Annotated in this window: 21 protein-coding genes; 10 read left to right on the forward strand and 11 right to left on the reverse strand. The window is 72.8% G+C overall.

The window, feature by feature from the left end; translation table 11 throughout:
• Positions 1-81: 81 nt before the first annotated feature.
• The 10 genes from ACIA79_RS29615 to ACIA79_RS29660 all read right to left on the reverse strand — a co-directional run bounded on the left by ACIA79_RS29615 (position 82) and on the right by ACIA79_RS29660 (position 7,444).
• The gene (locus ACIA79_RS29615; protein WP_399431453.1) at positions 82-498 is read right to left on the reverse strand and encodes a thiol-disulfide oxidoreductase DCC family protein; all 417 of its coding nucleotides are present in this window, start codon (positions 496-498) and stop codon (positions 82-84) included.
• Positions 499-532: 34 nt separating this feature from the next.
• A complete protein-coding gene (locus ACIA79_RS29620) occupies positions 533-967 on the reverse strand; it encodes a hypothetical protein (RefSeq protein ID WP_399431454.1) in 435 nt (144 codons plus the stop codon).
• Positions 968-1,119: 152 nt separating this feature from the next.
• Positions 1,120-1,311, reverse strand: coding sequence for a ferredoxin (locus ACIA79_RS29625; RefSeq protein WP_399431474.1), 192 nt, complete (start codon positions 1,309-1,311; stop codon positions 1,120-1,122).
• Between the two features lie 13 nt (positions 1,312-1,324).
• Positions 1,325-2,515, reverse strand: coding sequence for a cytochrome P450 (locus ACIA79_RS29630; RefSeq protein ID WP_399431456.1), 1,191 nt, complete (start codon positions 2,513-2,515; stop codon positions 1,325-1,327).
• Positions 2,516-2,632: 117 nt separating this feature from the next.
• Positions 2,633-3,139 (reverse strand): hypothetical protein, encoded by a 507-nt coding sequence (locus ACIA79_RS29635; protein ID WP_399431457.1) that lies wholly within the window; start codon positions 3,137-3,139, stop codon positions 2,633-2,635.
• Between the two features lie 98 nt (positions 3,140-3,237).
• Positions 3,238-3,999, reverse strand: a complete 762-nt coding sequence (locus tag ACIA79_RS29640; protein WP_031068099.1) for a succinate dehydrogenase iron-sulfur subunit — start codon at positions 3,997-3,999, stop codon at positions 3,238-3,240.
• Positions 3,999-5,753, reverse strand: a complete 1,755-nt coding sequence (sdhA, locus tag ACIA79_RS29645; protein WP_399431458.1) for a succinate dehydrogenase flavoprotein subunit — start codon at positions 5,751-5,753, stop codon at positions 3,999-4,001. Before sdhA ends, ACIA79_RS29640 begins: the two co-directional genes overlap by 1 nt.
• 22 nt (positions 5,754-5,775) lie before the next feature.
• Complete coding sequence (locus ACIA79_RS29650) at positions 5,776-6,252, reverse strand: succinate dehydrogenase hydrophobic membrane anchor subunit (RefSeq protein WP_399431459.1); 477 nt, start codon at positions 6,250-6,252, stop codon at positions 5,776-5,778.
• 8 nt (positions 6,253-6,260) lie between these two features.
• Positions 6,261-6,641: a succinate dehydrogenase, cytochrome b556 subunit gene (gene sdhC / locus ACIA79_RS29655; protein ID WP_031068093.1), complete on the reverse strand. Its 381-nt coding sequence runs from the start codon at positions 6,639-6,641 to the stop codon at positions 6,261-6,263.
• 146 nt (positions 6,642-6,787) lie between these two features.
• The gene (locus ACIA79_RS29660) at positions 6,788-7,444 is read right to left on the reverse strand and encodes a 2-oxo-4-hydroxy-4-carboxy-5-ureidoimidazoline decarboxylase (protein WP_399431460.1); all 657 of its coding nucleotides are present in this window, start codon (positions 7,442-7,444) and stop codon (positions 6,788-6,790) included.
• A 184-nt stretch (positions 7,445-7,628) separates the two neighbouring features.
• Between ACIA79_RS29660 and ACIA79_RS29665 the strand changes: the two genes are divergently transcribed.
• The 9 genes from ACIA79_RS29665 (at position 7,629) to ACIA79_RS29705 (ending at position 15,330) form a co-directional block, all read left to right on the forward strand.
• Positions 7,629-9,248, forward strand: a complete 1,620-nt coding sequence (locus ACIA79_RS29665; RefSeq protein ID WP_399431475.1) for a glycoside hydrolase family 20 protein — start codon at positions 7,629-7,631, stop codon at positions 9,246-9,248.
• A gap of 102 nt (positions 9,249-9,350) precedes the next feature.
• On the forward strand, positions 9,351-10,046 hold the full coding sequence (locus tag ACIA79_RS29670; RefSeq protein ID WP_399431461.1) for a DUF4328 domain-containing protein: 696 nt from the start codon (positions 9,351-9,353) through the stop codon (positions 10,044-10,046).
• A gap of 167 nt (positions 10,047-10,213) precedes the next feature.
• Positions 10,214-10,768 carry a hypothetical protein gene (locus tag ACIA79_RS29675; protein WP_399431462.1) on the forward strand — a complete coding sequence of 185 codons (555 nt, stop codon included), beginning with the start codon at positions 10,214-10,216 and terminating at the stop codon, positions 10,766-10,768.
• Positions 10,769-10,839: 71 nt separating this feature from the next.
• Complete coding sequence (locus tag ACIA79_RS29680; RefSeq protein WP_399431463.1) at positions 10,840-11,163, forward strand: hypothetical protein; 324 nt, start codon at positions 10,840-10,842, stop codon at positions 11,161-11,163.
• A gap of 195 nt (positions 11,164-11,358) precedes the next feature.
• Positions 11,359-11,823, forward strand: a complete 465-nt coding sequence (locus tag ACIA79_RS29685) for a hypothetical protein (RefSeq protein WP_399431464.1) — start codon at positions 11,359-11,361, stop codon at positions 11,821-11,823.
• A gap of 33 nt (positions 11,824-11,856) precedes the next feature.
• Positions 11,857-12,417 carry an RNA polymerase sigma factor gene (locus ACIA79_RS29690; protein ID WP_399431465.1) on the forward strand — a complete coding sequence of 187 codons (561 nt, stop codon included), beginning with the start codon at positions 11,857-11,859 and terminating at the stop codon, positions 12,415-12,417.
• The gene (locus tag ACIA79_RS29695; RefSeq protein ID WP_399431466.1) at positions 12,414-13,130 is read left to right on the forward strand and encodes a hypothetical protein; all 717 of its coding nucleotides are present in this window, start codon (positions 12,414-12,416) and stop codon (positions 13,128-13,130) included. The genes ACIA79_RS29690 and ACIA79_RS29695 overlap by 4 nt, the downstream gene beginning before the upstream one ends.
• Positions 13,131-13,438: 308 nt before the next feature.
• On the forward strand, positions 13,439-14,119 hold the full coding sequence (locus tag ACIA79_RS29700; protein WP_399431476.1) for an RNA polymerase sigma factor: 681 nt from the start codon (positions 13,439-13,441) through the stop codon (positions 14,117-14,119).
• A complete protein-coding gene (locus ACIA79_RS29705) occupies positions 14,119-15,330 on the forward strand; it encodes a hypothetical protein (RefSeq protein WP_399431467.1) in 1,212 nt (403 codons plus the stop codon). Before ACIA79_RS29700 ends, ACIA79_RS29705 begins: the two co-directional genes overlap by 1 nt.
• A gap of 203 nt (positions 15,331-15,533) precedes the next feature.
• Here ACIA79_RS29705 and ACIA79_RS29710 read toward each other — a convergent pair whose 3' ends face one another.
• A complete protein-coding gene (locus tag ACIA79_RS29710; protein ID WP_399431468.1) occupies positions 15,534-16,400 on the reverse strand; it encodes a L,D-transpeptidase family protein in 867 nt (288 codons plus the stop codon).
• Positions 16,401-16,585: 185 nt separating this feature from the next.
• On the opposite strand from ACIA79_RS29710, the gene ACIA79_RS29715 reads away from it, so the two are divergent.
• On the forward strand, positions 16,586-16,776 hold a 191-nt coding region (locus ACIA79_RS29715), incomplete at its 3' end, for a methylmalonyl-CoA mutase family protein (RefSeq protein WP_399431469.1).

The raw sequence follows: 16,776 nt of genomic DNA on the forward strand, positions 1-16,776 counted from the left end.
CCTTCCTCGGCGTCCTTGCCGTCACGTCGGCCTCGTCCCCCTGGTCCTGCTCGTCCTTCTCGTCCGTCACGGTGTCCGAGCCTAGCCGGGCGCCCCGGGCGCCCCGGCCGGCACCTCGCACCGCCCGTCCCGGCAGTCCGGGTCCGGCGCCCCCGCCCCCGTCGCCTCCCGCCACCTGGCGGCCGCGAGGACCGTGACCCGGGCGAAGGGCAGACCGGCCGGGGAGGCGAGCCAGTGGGCCTTGGGCCGGTGCTCGGCGAGCGCCCACAGGCAGACGATCCAGGCCGCGGTGGAGCGGTAGACCTGGCCGGCGTCGCCGATGACGGTGATCTCCTCCAGCGTGGCCCGGTGGTCCAGCGCGGGGAACCGGCGCCGGGCCTCCTCCGAGGCCGCGGGCACGAGGTCCAGCGGGACCAGCCGGGGCTGCCGCATCAGCCAGTGCCGCAGGTGGACGCAGAGCGGGCACCGCGCGTCGTACAGCACGGTCAGCCGCTTCACGGGCGTACGCGGCCCCGGGGAGCGCACGGCCGGCTCACGCGCCCGTCACGGGCGCGGCCCAGGGGCCGTGGTGGCCCTGTCCGGTCCACCCCTGCGGCGGCACCGGCGGCACCTGCTCGCGTTCCATGGCCCCGCGCCGCCGGATCCTGTTGAGCACGTACACGTTGGCCAGGTGCAGCACGCCCAGCACCAGCAGGACGACCCCGAGCTTCACCGACAGCGCCTCGAAGAGCTCCCGGGCGTCGCGCACGGCCTCGTCCTGGCCCAGGTACAGGGCGACGAAGCCGAGGTTGACCAGGTAGAAGCCGACCACCAGCAGGTGGTTGACGGCGTCGGCGAGTTTCTCGTTGCCGTGCAGCACGTCGGCGAGGAAGATCCGTCCGTTCCGGCTCAGCGTCCGGGCGACCCAGACGGTGAGCGCCACGCTGATCAGCAGGTAGACGGCATACGCGATGACAGTGAGGTCCATGCCCCACGCTCCTTTGAACGCGTTCAAAAGCTGTTGGCCATGACTCTAGACCTCTGTTTGAACGTGTTCAAGGCCGGGGTGCCCGGGGCGGACATGCGAAAGGGGCGGCCCGGGACCCCGGGGTCCCGGACCGCCCCGGCGATGGCGCTCCGTCAGTCGGCGACCTCGATCGCCCGCACCGGGCAGCCGCGCGCGGCCTCCCGTACCAGCGGGTCGCCGCCGCCGTCCTCGCGTCCGGGCACCAGCATCCCGAAGCCGTCGTCGTCCTGGGTGAAGACGCCCGGCGCGGTCAGGGCGCACTGCCCCGCTCCGATGCAGACGTCATGATCGAGGGAGATTCGCATACCGGACATCAACTCACCACGTCACGGGGAGTTCCAGCATCCCCTGGATCGTGTCGCCCGGTTTGAAGGGGATCTCCTCGGCCGGAGCCGCCAGCCGCAGCCCCGGCAAACGTGCGAACAGGGTCCGCAGCGCGATCTCCATCTCCGCCCGGGCCAGGTTCTGCCCCAGGCACTGGTGGATGCCGAACCCGAACGCCACGTGGTGCCGGGCCGAGCGGTGCCAGTCGAGCGTGTCCGGCTCGGCGTACGCGGCCGTGTCCCGGTTGATGACGGAGGTCGAGAAGACCACGCCCTCGTTCGCCCGGATGGTGACGCCCGCGATCTCGATGTCGTCGGTCGCCAGGCGCAGCATCCCGTCCGCGATCGACAGGAACCGCAGCAGCTCCTCCACGGCGGCCGGCATCAGCGACGGGTCCGCCCGCAGTTCGGCCAGCCGCTCCGGGTGCCGGAGCAGCGTGAAGGTGCCCAGCGAGATCATGTTCGCCGTGGTCTCGTGGCCGGCGACGAGCAGGACGGTGGCGAGCTGTACGAGCCCGTCCCGGTCCAGCTCCCCCCGGGCGAGCTGCTGGGCGACCAGGTCGTCGAGCACGCCCGTCCCGGGCTTGCCGCGTTTGCGGTCGACCAGATCGCCGAGGTAGCCCTCCAACTGCCGGCGGGCGTCATCGGCGTCCTCGCCCGTCGGGCCCCGCAGGATCCGGCGCGACTGCGCCTCGAAGAAGTCGTGGTCCGCGTACGGCACGCCGAGGAGCTCGCAGATCACTATGGACGGCACCGGCAGCGCGAACGCCGAGACGAGTTCGGCCGGCGGCCCCTGCTCGACCATGGCGTCGAGCAGCTCGTCCACCGTCTGCTGGATGCGCGGCCGCAGATCGGCCGTGCGCTTGAGGGAGAAGCTCGGGATCAGCATCCGCCGCTGGACGTTGTGCTCGGGGTCGTCGTAGCCGAGCAGGGCGGGCTTGCGGCGCTGGCGCACGGTGGCGAACCGCCGGGAGGGGAAGGGGAACGCCTCGTGGGTGAAGTCGGTGGACAGCCTCTGGTCGGTCAGGAGCTGCCGCGCGACCGCGTGTCCGGTGACGACCCACGCCGAGCGGCCGTCGTACAGCGTGACGCGGGAGAGCGGCCGCTGCTCGCGCAGCGGCTCGTAGCCGGTGGGGGGATGGTAGGGGCAGGCGCGGTCCTGGGGGAACGCGACGGCTTCCGTCATGGTGGCCTCGCAAGCTGGGGATCGGTCTGCGAAGGAATCGCCGATCTCCACTACATGCCCGAGGCACCTAATCGGTCTACGCGGTGTTCGGCCAAACCACCGGTACGAAGGACGCCGTCACAGACTGAGCGACCGCGCGTAGTTGATCTGCCCCATCACCACGTGGAAGGACTCGGGGCCGGTGGCCGGGATCAGCGTGGAGTGGTGCCGGCCGCCGCTGGTCACCGTCACCTGGATCCAGCCGACGGTGTGGCGCTCCTTCATCAGCAGGAACAGCAGACCCAGCAGGCAGAAGACCGCGAAGACGACCGCCAGCACGATCGCGTGCTGCGGGATCCGCTCCTCCGTGCGCGACATGTCGGTGGCGCTCCACACCGCGCCCTTGAGCGGCATGGGACCGGCCGGCGTCACGATGGTGTCCGGCAGGACGGTGATGTCACCGAGGGAGAGCAGCGGAACCCGCGGGGGACCGCCCGCGGGCACGACCGGGAACTGCTGCGGGTGGCCGTGGCCCGGCACCGCGCCCGGCTGCCCGTACCCGGCGCCCGGGAAGCCGTACCCGGCCCCCGGAGGCGGCGGACCCCATGTGTACTCCCCGTCCGCGTACGGATTCGGCTCGCTCATCTCACCCGTCCTCGGTTGCCGCCCGCCGGAATCGGCGAAGGCCCGTCCTGTACGGCTGAGCGTACAGAAACGGGCCTTCCCGGGAGCGTGTCGGACGATCAGTAGCGACGCGTGATGAGCGCGCGCTTCACTTCCTGGATCGCCTTGGTGATCTCGATGCCGCGCGGGCACGCCTCCGTGCAGTTGAACGTGGTGCGGCAGCGCCACACGCCGTCCTTGTCGTTGAGGATTTCCAGCCGCTGCTCCCCGGCCTCGTCGCGCGAGTCGAAGATGAAGCGGTGCGCGTTGACGATGGCGGCCGGGCCGAAGTACTGGCCGTCGTTCCAGAAGACCGGGCAGGACGACGTGCACGCGGCGCACAGGATGCACTTGGTGGTGTCGTCGAACCGCTCGCGGTCCTCGGCCGACTGGATCCGCTCACGCGTCGGCTCGTTGCCCTTGGTGATGAGGAAGGGCATCACGTCGCGGTACGCCTGGAAGAACGGCTCCATGTCCACGACCAGGTCCTTGAGGACCGTCAGGCCCTTGATGGCCTCGATCGTGATGGGCTTCTCCGGGTTGATGTCCTTGATCAGCGTCTTGCAGGCGAGCCTGTTCTTGCCGTTGATCCGCATCGCGTCGGAGCCGCAGATGCCGTGCGCGCAGGAGCGCCGGAAGGTGAGCGAGCCGTCGAGGTCCCACTTGATCTTGTGGAGACCGTCGAGCACGCGCTCCTTCGGGTCGATCTCGATCCGGAAGTCCTGCCACTGGGCCTCGTCGGAGACCTCGGGGTTGAAACGGCGGATCCGGAAGGTGACCGTGATGTACGGCGAGGCGGCCTTGGCCACCGCCTCGGCCTTGTCCATGACGGGGGTAGCCATCAGTACTTACGCTCCATCGGCTGGTAGCGGGTCTGGACGACCGGCTTGTAGTCGAGGCGGACGGTCTCGGTGCCGTCGTCGCCGACCTCGCGGTACGCCATGGTGTGGCGCATGAAGTTGACGTCGTCGCGGTTGGGGTAGTCCTCGCGGTAGTGACCGCCGCGGGACTCCTTGCGCGCCAGGGCGGAGACGGCCATGACCTCGGCGAGGTCGAGCAGGTTGCCCAGCTCGATGGCTTCCAGCAGGTCGGTGTTGAACCGCTTGCCCTTGTCCTGGATGGCGACGTTCTTGTACCGCTCGCGCAGCTCCGCGATCTTCTCGACCGCCGTCTTGATCGTCTGCTCGGTGCGGAACACCATCACGTTGGCGTCCATCGTCTCCTGCAGCTCCTTGCGCAGCACCGAGACCCGCTCGCTGCCGGTGGAGTTGCGCAGGCGCTCGACCTGCTCCTGGACGAAGGAGGCCGGGTTCTCGGGCAGCTCGACGTAGTCGGCCTTCGCCGAGTACTCGGCGGCGGCGATGCCGGCGCGCTTGCCGAAGACGTTGATGTCCAGCAGCGAGTTGGTGCCCAGGCGGTTGGCGCCGTGCACCGACACGCAGGCCACCTCGCCGGCGGCGTACAGGCCCGGCACGACCGTGGTGTTGTCCGCCAGGACCTCGCCCTGGACGTTGGTCGGGATGCCGCCCATGGCGTAGTGCGCGGTGGGCTGGATCGGGATCGGGTCCGTGTACGGCTCGATGCCGAGGTACGTACGGGCGAACTCGGTGATGTCCGGGAGCTTGGCGTCCAGCTGCTCCGGCGGCAGGTGGGTCAGGTCCAGGTAGACGTGGTCGCCCTCGGGACCGCAGCCGCGGCCCTCGCGGATCTCCGTGTAGATGGAGCGCGAGACGACGTCACGCGACGCCAGGTCCTTCATGACGGGCGCGTACTTCTCCATGAAGCGCTCGCCGTCCTTGTTGCGCAGGATGCCGCCCTCACCGCGGGCGCCCTCCGTCAGCAGGATGCCCATGCGCCAGATGCCCGTCGGGTGGAACTGGAAGAACTCCATGTCCTCCAGCGGCAGACCGCGCCGGTAGCAGGCGGCCTGGCCGTCACCGGTCAGGGTGTGCGCGTTGGAGGTCACCTTGAAGAACTTGCCGGTGCCGCCGGACGCGTAGATCACGGCCTTCGCCTGGAAGACGTGGATCTCGCCGGTGGCCAGCTCGTAGGCGACCACACCGGCGGACCTCTTGACGCCGTCGACCTCGGTGATCAGCTGGTCCAGGACGTAGAACTCGTTGAAGAACTCCACGCCCTCCTTGACGCAGTTCTGGTACAGCGTCTGGAGGATCATGTGACCGGTGCGGTCCGCGGCGTAGCAGGACCGGCGGACCGGGGCCTCGCCGTGGTTGCGGGAGTGGCCGCCGAAGCGGCGCTGGTCGATGGTGCCGTCCGGGGTCCGGTTGAACGGCAGGCCCATCTTCTCCAGGTCGAGGACGGCGTCGATGGCCTCCTTCGCCAGGATCTCGGCGGCGTCCTGGTCGACCAGGTAGTCACCGCCCTTGACCGTGTCGAAGGTGTGCCACTCCCAGTTGTCCTCCTCCACGTTCGCCAGCGCGGCGGCCATGCCGCCCTGCGCGGCGCCCGTGTGGGAGCGGGTGGGGTAGAGCTTCGTCAGCACGGCGGTACGGCTGCGCTTCGTCGCCTCGATGGCGGCGCGCATGCCCGCGCCGCCGGCGCCGACGATGACGGTGTCGTACTTGTGGATCTTCATGCGGATTTCCTCAGCCCCGTGCCTAGCGGATGTTCGGGTCGAAGGTGAAGATCACCAGCGTGCCCAGAAGGATGGTGAACACCGTGGCGGTGTACAGCAGGCCCTTGAGCCACAGGCGCGTGTTCGGGCGCTCGGCGTAGTCGTTGATGACGGTACGCAGGCCGTTCGCGCCGTGCAGCATGGCCAGCCACAGCATCAGCAGGTCCCAGACCTGCCAGAACGGGGACGCCCAGCGGCCGGCCACGAAGGCGAAGCCGATCTTGGAGACGCCGCCGTCCAGCACGAGCTGGATCAGCAGGTGGCCGATGACCAGGACGACGAGGACGACGCCGGACAGGCGCATGAAGAGCCACGCGGCCATCTCGAAGTTGCCGCGGGCCGACTTCGGGGTCTTCTTGGTCCGCTTGCGCGGCGGCTCGATGAGCGGGGCGGGGTTGTCCACGTCGTAGAGGCTCACGCCCTCGACGGGACCGACCGCGGAAGTGGTGTCAGTGGACATGTCTGGCGTCAGCTCCCGAACAGTTCACGTGCGGCGTGGCCGAGGACGGGGTAGATGGCGCCCGCCATCAGCACGATCCAGAGGGCCATCACGGTCCAGAGCATCTGCTTCTGGTAGCGGGGGCCCTTGGACCAGAAGTCCACGGCGATCACACGGAGACCATTGAGCGCGTGGAAGAGGATGGCCGCGACGAGGCCGTACTCCAGCAGCGCGACGAGCGGCGTCTTGTACGTGGCGACGACGTCGTCGTAGGCCTCGGGCGAGACGCGGACGAGAGCGGTGTCCAGTACGTGTACGAACAGGAAGAAGAAGATGAGGACGCCGGTGACTCGATGAGCCACCCACGACCACATGCCTTCCCGGCCGCGGTACAGCGTTCCAGCCGGCACGGAAAAACCCTCCGGGAGCGGGATTGGGGCCGGCCGGCTTCGATGTCGGTCTGGCCCGGCCGGGTACGGTCCACCGGCCCTGGTCATCGTAGCGACGACTTGTCGGTTCGCTCGCCCGGGGTACGCCAGTGTGATCAAACAGGCAATCAAACGAGCACGAATGGGCTATCCGAGTGCCCGGAATCCGTGACGAGGCGGGACAATCTCGCCCGGACGAGGCGCCTCAGTTCGTCGGCGGAGACCGCCCGCTCCTCGTCCGGCTCGTGGCCCAGACGGCAGCGGATCCCGGACAGCACCTGGTCGACGTGCTCCTCGCGCCGGTATCCGTCGAGGCAGATCACGAACGCGTGTCCGAAACGGCTCCGGTACGCGGTGTGGGCGGCGTCCAGGGCGGTGTGCGCGGCGGCGGGGGTGCCGGGCGGCAGCACGGGCGGGGCCTCGTCGGCCAGCGCCTCGGCCAGGTCGGCGGCGGAGAGGTCGTAGCCCGCCTCGTCGGCGGCCGCGAGCAGGGCGTCCAGCGTGGGGTAGGGGCGGTGGGCGGCGAGGCGGCGGCCCCAGCGGCGGCTGCCGCAGCAGGCGAGCAGCGCGGTCTCGGCCGCGTCGCGCGGGGCGGTGTTGAACCGGGCCAGCCCCGCGGGGACGCGCCCTTCCGGGGCGCGGCCCTCGCGCAGGCGCAGGTCGCGGGGGCGGGCGTCCCGCACACCCCGCACGTCGGCGGGCCCCCCGGGGGCGCGCGCCAGGAGGCGGGTGCCGGGTATGGCGGGCGGTCGTTTCGGGGTGCCTGCGGTGGGTTCGCCGGCCATCGTGGGCTCCTCGAACAGACAGCGGGAAAGTGTGGGAAACCTGTGAGGGAAGCGACACAAGGTTACACAGGGTGAGCGTGAGCTGTTCGTGAGATGCGGGAACTTCACCCGGACGGGAGAGTTTCCGTACAGGTCATGGACGGGGTGCTGGACGGATGGCGACGGAGGTGGTCGCGTGAGCGGCGTGATACGGCATACAAGGCGTTCGACGGCGGGGCTGGTCGCGGCGGTGGCGGTGTCCCTCGTCGCCGCGGGGTGTACGGACGGTGACGGGCGCGGTACCGCCACCGCGGGCGCGAGCCGGGCCCAGCCCGGCACCACCGCCCCCGCACAGCCCCGGACACCGTCCCCGGCGCCCACCCCGACCCGGAGCTACCCGCTCTCCTCCGAGCCGCGCACCATCCCCTCCGTGCGCGAGCACGAACCCGGACGCGGCCCCGGCTGGAAGCCCGGCACCGGCAGCGCGGTCGTCCTCGCCAAGGGCAGCGGTGTCCTGGCCGACGAGGCCCGTCTCCTGGCCCGCGAGCTGAAGGCCGGCTACCGCGGGGAGAGCGCCGCCCGCCCCGGCGACGTCGAGCTGGCGCTGCGGACCGGGCAGAGCGGCGGCGCCGAGTCGTACACCCTGGTCGCCCGCGACGGGCGGGTGCGGATCTCCGGGCCCGACGAGGCGGGGGTCTTCTACGGCACCCGGACCCTGAAACAGGCGCTGCGTTCCGGCGGGATCGTGCCCGAAGGGGTCATCCGCGACCGGCCGGCCCGGCCGCAGCGCGGCCTCATGGTCGACATCGCCCGCAAGCACTTCACCGCCGGGTGGATCGAGGCGCGGCTGCGCGAGATGGCCGACCTCAAGCTGAACCAGCTGGGGCTGCACTTCTCCGACGACCAGGCCTTCCGCATCGAGTCCACCTCCCACCCCGAGGTGGTGGCGCGCGAGCACCTCACCAAGGCCGAGGTGCGGCGCATCGTGGCCCTGGCCCGAAGCCTGCACATCGAGGTCGTCCCCGAGATCGACTCGCCCGGGCACCTGGGCGCGGTGATCGCCGCCCACCCGGACCTCCAGCTGCGCAGCGCCGGCGGCTCAGCCCCGCGCGGCGCGGTGGACATCGCGAACCCGGCCGCCGCCCGGATCGTCGACGACCTGCTGCGCGAGTACGCGGCGCTGTTCCCGGGCGCCTACTGGCACCTGGGCGCCGACGAGTACGTGGCGCTGATGTCGCGCGACCCGGAGGCGACGTACCCGGGCCTGGCGGCGGCGGCGCGCCGCGCGTACGGCCCCCGGGCGCGCGTGCAGGACCTCGCCACCGGCTGGCTCAACGGCCGGGCGGCGGTGGTGCGGCCGACCGGCAAGCGGATGCGCGCGTGGAACGACGGCTTCTTCCGCGGCGGTGTGGTCACCCCCGCCAAGGACGTCGACGTCGCGTACTGGACGGGCCGGGAGATCGGCGCGCGGCCGCCGGTCGAGTACCTCCAGGAGGGCCGCCGGCTGATCAACTACAACGACGAGTACCTCTATTACGTGCTCGGTGAGCCGAACCGGTTCACGTATCCCACGGGGCGCCGCATCTACCAGGAGTGGACCCCGCTCGTCGTCCGCGGCACCTCGCCGGTCCCGCAGCGGTACTCGGCGCAGATCCTCGGCGGCAGCTTCGCGATCTGGTGCGACCGCGCGAACGCCCAGACCCAGGACCAGGTGGCGGCCGGCATCCGCATGCCGCTGCGCGCGACGGCCCAGAAGCTCTGGGACGCCGACCGACCGCCCCTGACCTGGGATGCCTTCGGCAAGCTCGCGGGCAGGCTGGGCTGAGGGGCCCTGGGGTACGGTGCGCGTACGGCCGAGCCTGGCCGTGTACATGACGGCCCGGGGAGGGCCGTCCGCGTTCCGTCACCCCGGGGGGCCCTCGTGTCCGTGCTGCGTTCACCCGTCGGCCTGAGCAAGGCGGTGGTGGTGCTGCTCGGCGCGGTGTCGGCCGTCGACTGCGCCATGCTCTACGGCCACTTCTCGCTGTACCGGCTGATGGGCGAGCGGGCACGGGAGGGCAGGCCGGCGTCCCGGAGCGATCTGGCGGACGACCTGCTGACGAGCGCGGTCGCCGTCCTCGGGGCGTGCCTCTTCCTCGCCACCGCCGTGGTCTTCATCATCTGGTTCCACCGGGTCCGCGCGAACGCCGGCGTCTTCGCGCCCGAGCACTTCGGCAGCGGACCGGGCTGGGCGATCGGCGCGTGGTTCATCCCGGTGGCCAACGCCGTCATCCCGTGCCGGATCGCCCACCAGACGTGGCACGCGAGCAGGCGCGACCCGTACCGGCGGCCCGGGAAGGGGGAGCGGCCCACCCTGGTGAAGGTGTGGTGGCTGCTGTGGCTCGTGGCCTCGGCGGTGGACTACCTGGCCTGGTCCGCGTACGACGACGCCGTCGCCGCCCGGTCGTTCCTGGGCGGCGCCGATCCCGCGGCCGTGCGGGCGGCCTGCCTCGCGCTGGTGGTCGCGGCGGTCCTCGACGTGGTCGCCGCGCTCTTCGCCGCCCTCTTCGTGCGCCGTCTGACAGCGATGCAGGACGCCCAGGCCCTCAGGGGTCCGGTCCGGGTGGCGCCGGCCGGGGTGTGAGCCGGCCGGCAATCCCGGACGCCCGCACCACGGTGCGCTTCGCCACGGAGCCGTGGTGCGGGCGTGTGCGCGTCGCCGAGGTGATCCCGCGGACACCACGGGTGACGAAATCCCGCCGGTCGGCGCAGTAAGGGAGAAGGAGCGCGTCCGCGACGGGAGACGACCCCATGAGCCAGAGCCTGCTGCAACTGATCGAGCACGCCGATGAACGCGCGCTGGCCGCTTCCGCGCTGGCCTGCCTCGACCGCTGCCTGCCCCTCCTCGACCCCGCGCCCGCGGACGAGGTCCTGCGCTCCCTGTGGGCGGCGGTCGCCCGGGGCGAGGACGGCTGGACCGGGCGGCTCGCGGAGGCGCAGGACACCGTGGCGCGGGACGGGGAGCCGGCGGACGACGAGGGCGCGCTCGTCCGCGGGATGCTCCGCGACGCGCCGCGGGCCTGGGCCCGGGAGCCGCTCGCACGGTGGGCCGACGCCTGCTCGCTCACCGCGCTCGCCCTCCACCAGCGGCTGGAGCCCGGCTCCTCCGGGCCCCCGGAGCGCTACCGCGCGGGCGGCACGGAGGGCGCCGGGCCGCTGGTCGACGGCGAGCTGCGCCGCCAGGTCCGGGTCCTGGAGGTGCTGGCGGCCGGCGGCGCGGGCGGCCTGCGGCTGACCCGGGACATCACCGCCGAGGGGCGCCGGGTCCTGCGGGCCGTCGTCTCCCGCCGCGCCCGCAGCGCGTGACGGCGGCGCGCCGCGCCATGCTGGTAGGGGGACTCCCCACCGGTCGGTCACGGCGTGCGAGGAGGTCGGCGATGACGGGTCGGCGTGTGGATCCGGTGCAGATCCTGGCCAGGGTCGGCGATACCGAACCGGACGCGGGCGGGAACGAAGAGGCGTACCAGGAGTGGCTCTACCTCGCCCGCGCGGCCGGGTGGGAGGTGACCGAGAGCACCGGCTTCCGAGAACCGCGCGACGGCGGTACGGAGTGCGGGCTCGTCACCGTCGAGGGCCTGGCGTACCGCGTGCACTACGGGCCCAGGGCCCGGCTGGACCTGGCGGACGGAGCGCCGGTGCTGGGGTACGCCGCGTGGGCGGAACCCGTACGGGACGACGACCGGCCGGACCGGCGCGGCTGACCGGCGGGCACCGGCCCGCCGGGGCGTGCGGCCCCACCCTCCCCGGGGGGCCCGGGCCGTGCGCGGGGACGACCGCCGTGCGGGGCCGGACACCCGGACCCCGGCAGGGTTGTACGGGTTCGAGGAAGTCGCGCTATGACAACCGCCACGCCCGTCCCACGTGACACTGCCGGCTCGCGCGTCGCTTGGTTTCACATGGATGGGGATGACTTCAGCACACTGCCCGGGGCGCGGGACCTGCGCCCCTGGGTGGCCCGGTTCGTGGCGGCGCTCACCGAGCGGAACCGGCTGCCGCTCGACTACACGGTGGCCAGCCTGCGGCTGGTCGACCTCGTGGTCGACGGGCTGCGCCGCGAGCAGCCGGACAGAGCCCGGGTCGAAACGATTCTGCGCGGGCTCGGCGCGTACACCGGGGAGGTCATCGTGCGGCGCGCGGGGGCGCGCTGGATCGACTTCGACGAGGAGCAGCGCGCCTGGTCCGGGCAGCCGGTGGGCATCCGGATGCCCGACGGGCGGGCCTGGAACCCGCTGGGCAAGGTGGCGAACCGCTTCGAGGCCGGACCGGAGGAGTCGGTGCAGCGGTTCTACCTGCTGCTGCACGGCCGGGCGGGGCGCAAGGTGGCCGCAGTGACACTTCGGGGCGCCCGGACGCAGAGCTAGGAAGGGGGAAGCAGCCGGCACGAAGAGGGAAGTGTGGGGGCGTACGACGCGGAACTCGGCGCTGCCGTGGAGTGCGCCCAGCAGGGCGACGAGCAGGCGTTCGCGCGCGCGTACCGGCTGGTCCATCCCGGGCTGCTCGGGTACGTGCGCGGGCTCGTCGGTGACGACGCCGAGGACGTGGCCGCCGACGCCTGGCTGGAGATCGCCCGCGACCTCGGGCGGTTCCGGGGCGACGGGGCCGGTTTCCGCGGCTGGACGGCGACCATCGCCCGGCACCGGGCGCTGGACCACCTGCGCAAGCAGAGGCGCGCACCCCGCACCACCCTCATCGAGCAGGACGTACTGGAGGTGCCCGGCGGCCAGGACACGGCCGCCGCGGCGCTGGAGTCCCTGTCGACCGAGCAGGCGCTCGAACTGATCCGCGGGCTGCCGCGCGAGCAGGCCGAGGCGGTGCTGCTGCGGGTCGTCGTGGGGCTGGACGGACCCGCGACCGCGCGGGTCCTGGGCAAGCGGCAGGGAGCGGTGCGCACCGCCGCGTACCGAGGTCTGAAGAAACTCGCCGGGCGACTGGCGCAGGGCGGAGCAACACCATGAGTCGGGATACGGACGAACCGCGCGGGCCGGCGGCGGCACTGCTGGCGGCCGCCGTGCGGGGCGACGGTGCCGTCGACCCGCGGGGCGAGGAGCGCGCGCTGGCGGCGTTCCGCGCGGCGCGCGACGCGGGCGCCCACGCGGGAGGCAGGACCCGGCGGCGCGACGACTGGCGGCCGGGCCGCGAGCAGCGGCGCCGCCGGTCGGCGCGGGCGACCGCCCTGGGGCTGGCGGCGACGGTGCTGCTGGGCGGGGTCGCGGTGGCCGGGCAGACCGGGGCGATCGGCTCGCCGTTCGGCGGCGGTGACGGCGGCGGCGCGGTGCCCGGGACACCGCCGGCCTCCACCCCGGCCGCGACGCCCGGCACCCCGCTCACGGACGGCGGGCGGCCGTCCGGGCCGGCGCCCACCGCCCGGCCGGGGAAGCCGGAGGCCGGCGAACCCGGCCGGGAGAAGACCGGGGACGGGTCCGGGAACGACGGCGCGGGGGACGGCGGGGGCGAAGGCGCCCGGCCCAAGCCCGCCAGAAAGGCCGGGAACGGCGGCGCGGGTGGCGAGTCCGGCACGGGGAACAGCGGTACCGGAACCGGTGGTACCACCGCGGGGACCGGAGCGGACGCCGGAGGCACCGGACCGGACGGCGGAGGCGGGAAGGGCGACGACGGCGGCCGCGGTGACACCGGCGGACAGCCGGCCGGCCGGGAGGGGCGATCGTGATCTCAGGACCGGGAAGGACGACCGTGGTCTCAGAAGGACGACCGGGAGGGGCGACCGTGGTCTCAGGAGGACGACCGGGGCCGCCACCCCCCACAGGAGAGGCCCCGGTCGCCGTCCACGGGTCCGCGGTACGGCCCCGTACTCCTATCAGCGCCGCGCGTGCGTTTTCTGTCACACCCCGCTCCGTCAGCGGAATGTTGCAAGTTGTACAAGACATGGACGTAAAGCCGCGGGACCACGTAGCGTGCTGCTGCGCGCTGGGCGGAGCGGCGATGGTGACCAGCCGCGATGACGAACAGGTTGTGGGAGTGCTGGGGGACGACGCGGAGCTGACCGCCGCGGTGCTCGCGGCGCAGGACGGGGACGAGGACGCCTTCCGGACTGTGTACCGCGCCGTGCATCCGCGGTTGCTCGGCTACATACGCACGCTGGTGGGGGACGCGGACGCGGAGGACGTGGCGTCCGAGTCCTGGTTGCAGATAGCGCGCGACCTCGACCGGTTCAGCGGGGACGCCGACCGCTTCCGCGGCTGGGCGGCGCGCATCGCGCGCAACCGCGCGCTCGACCACCTCCGCATGCGGGGCAGGCGCCCCGCCGTCGGCGGGGACGAGACGGAGCTCACCGACAAGCCGGCCGAGTCCGATACCGCGGACGAGGCGATGGAAGCCCTGGCCACGGGCCGCACGATGGACCTGATCTCCCAGCTCCCGCAGGACCAGGCAGAGGCCGTCATCCTGCGCGTCGTCGTCGGCCTGGACGCCAAGACCGCCGCGAAGACGCTCGGCAAACGGCCCGGTGCCGTACGCACCGCGGCGCACCGGGGACTCAAGCGGCTCGCGGAACTGCTGGGTCCGGAAGTCCCCCCGGCGGGTGCCGGCGGACCCGGTGAACCCCTGGGTGCCGTACCGCCACAACCCGGGCCCCGCAGGAGTTCCGTGGCGCGAACGGGTGTGACGCATTGGCGTTCGCGGACGCAGAAGGACATGTGATGGCCGACGAGCGGGACGAGTGGCTCGACCAGGATGCGGCGGAGCGACTGCTGCGTGGCGAACCGGTCGACCCTGTCGACGATCACGCGCGCGAACAGGCCCGCAGACTGACCGAAGCGCTGGAAGCGGTACGGGCCGAGATGCCGGCCACCTCACCGGTGCCCGGCGAGGAAGCGGCGCTCGCCGCATTCCGTGAGGCCCGTGAGGCCAAGGAGATGTCGCGGGCGCGGGCCGCCGGGGCCTCCTCCGCCGGCACCTCGGGCGCGGACCTCGGGGCCGTACGGCTCCGGTCCGGGCGGCCCCGCAAGCAGGTGCGCGGCCGCTGGGCGCGCCCCGTCCGCTGGGGCCTTGCCGCCTCGGTCGCCGGCCTCGCCGCGGGCGGAGTGGCGGTCGCCGCCAGCACCGGCGTGCTGCCCGTCCTGGGGGACCAGCGCCCGCTGCCCGCCTCGTCCTCCTCCCCGGTCGCTCCCGGGCCGCTGCGCTCCGGCGAGCCGACGGGCGGCACGGAACCGGACGGCCCCGGCGCTCCGTCCGGTCCGGGGAGCCTGCCACCCACCGGAGCGGCGTCGCCCACGCCGCCGGCCCCCGGATCGACGGCGCCGGACGGGCCCGGGCAGGGCGACGACAACGTTTCCGGCGGGACCGGCGGGACCGGCGCCGACACCGGTGGCAGCGGCGGCGCGGACGCCGGAACCGGCGCCGGGAGCTGGTACGCCCGGACCGCGCAGGCCTGCCGCGACCACCGCGAGGGCCGGCTCGGCACCGACGGGCGGCGCCATCTGGAGCTGTCGGCCAAGGGGGACTCCCTCACCGCCTTCTGCGACAAGCTGCTCACCGCGGGAACGCGCAGCGGGGGTGCGCTGTCGGGCGGCAGCACGGGCCGAACGGGCGGCTCCGGCGGCTCGGGTGACTCCGGTGACTCCGGTGGCTCCGGTGGTGAGGACGGCGACGCCTCGGGCGGGGCCGGTGACGACAGCGACCGAGGCCACCACGGAAGCAAGCCGGGCGGCACCGGCGGCGGAACCGGCAAGGGCACCGGCCCGGGCACCGGCAAGGGCGGTGCCGGGGGAGGCGGCGGCAAGGGCCGCACGCACGCCGCGCCCGCCGCCGCGCCCCTGCCCGGGAGCCCGGTCGTGCCCGCCGCTCCCGCCCCGGCCGCCGCGGGAGCCCCGGTGGACACAGCCTCACCGCAGCCCCGACAGGCCGTCTGACCTGCGCTTTTGATGCGCTCAGAAAAAACTTCCCGCGGGGTGTGACGTTTTTCGGCCCCGTGACGCAGTACTGAGTGAGCCGACTGGTCATCGGCAGCGCTGCAAGAGCCGGGGTTCCCCCCGTACCTACGGCTCAGCGCATATGGCGCGGGCGGGGCACGTTCCCCCGGTCCCGCCCGCGCCCTCTCTCCGCCGCCGAGCGCCTACCAGTGGACGACGACCTTGTCGCCGACCTTCACCTGGTCGAAGAGCGCCGCGAGCTTCCCCTTGTCCCGGACGTTGACGCAGCCGTGCGAACCGCCGTTGTAGCCGCGCGCCGCGAAGTCCGAGGAGTAGTGCACCGCCTGGCCGCGGCTGAAGAACATCGAGTACGGCATGTCCGAGTGGTACAGGGTCGACTTCCAGGTCCGCTCCTTGCGGTCGACCTTGAAGATGCCCTCGCGCGTCGGGGTGTTGACCGAGCCGAAGCGGACGTCCATCGCCGAGACGACCTTGCCGTCGATCATCCACGCCAGGGTCCGGCTCTCCTTGCTGATGCAGAGCACCCGTCCGGTCATGCAGCGCGCGTCCGGCGCGTCCAGCTCGTTGGTGGTCGGCGGGCGCAGTTCGTCGGCGGTCGGCGTGCGCGTGGCGCCGACCAGCGAGCGCCAGGTGGCCTCGTCGACCGTGCCGGTGACCGGCAGGCTCTGCGTGCGCTGGAAGGACGAGACGGCCTTCGCGGTCATCGAGCCGTAGAAGGAGGTGGGGCTGCGGTGGAAGTGCCCGCCCTGGCGCAGACGCGCCTGGAGCTCACGGACCTGCTCGTTCTCGGTGCCTTCGGCCATCAGCGCCTTCTTCCCCGGGGAGGCGGAGGCGGCCGGGGACCCGGTCGGCGACGGCTGCGAGGACGGCTGGGACGACGGTGTCCCGGAGGGCTCCGTGCCGTCCGTCGCGGGCGACGGCGTTCCGGCCGTGGCCGGCGGTGCGGACGGCGCGCCGGCGCCCACGGCCTGGGCCGTGCAGCCGGTGGCGGCCAGCGCGACGGCGGCCATGGCCGGCACCACTCTGCGTATGACGGACGTACGGTGCATGGAGAGCCCCCCGGTATCGACTTCGTGTACCTAGGGGATGCATCACGGGCGTGCTTGGTTGCGCACCGCGGAGGATGCTGTGAGGAAGGTCCCAGCGTGCGCCCCTCCACCGGCCGCACGCCCACCGCTACAGTCCGTCGCGAGGGTCGGTACCTGCGAGTAGGGTCTATCGGAAGGCACAGCACATGGCGCGCGAGTCGGAGTCGGGACTGCCCATCGAGCCGGTGTACGGACCGGATGCGCTCGAGGGCTGGAGCCCCGCCGAGAAACTCGGTGAGCCCGGTTCGTATCCCTTCACGCGGGGTGTGTACCCGTCGATGTACACGGGCCGGCCGTGGACGATGCGGCAGTACGCCGGCTTCGGTACGGCGACGGA

Origin of the sequence: Streptomyces sp. NPDC051310, from assembly GCF_044455245.1 — a bacterium.
GTDB lineage: Bacteria > Actinomycetota > Actinomycetes > Streptomycetales > Streptomycetaceae > Streptomyces.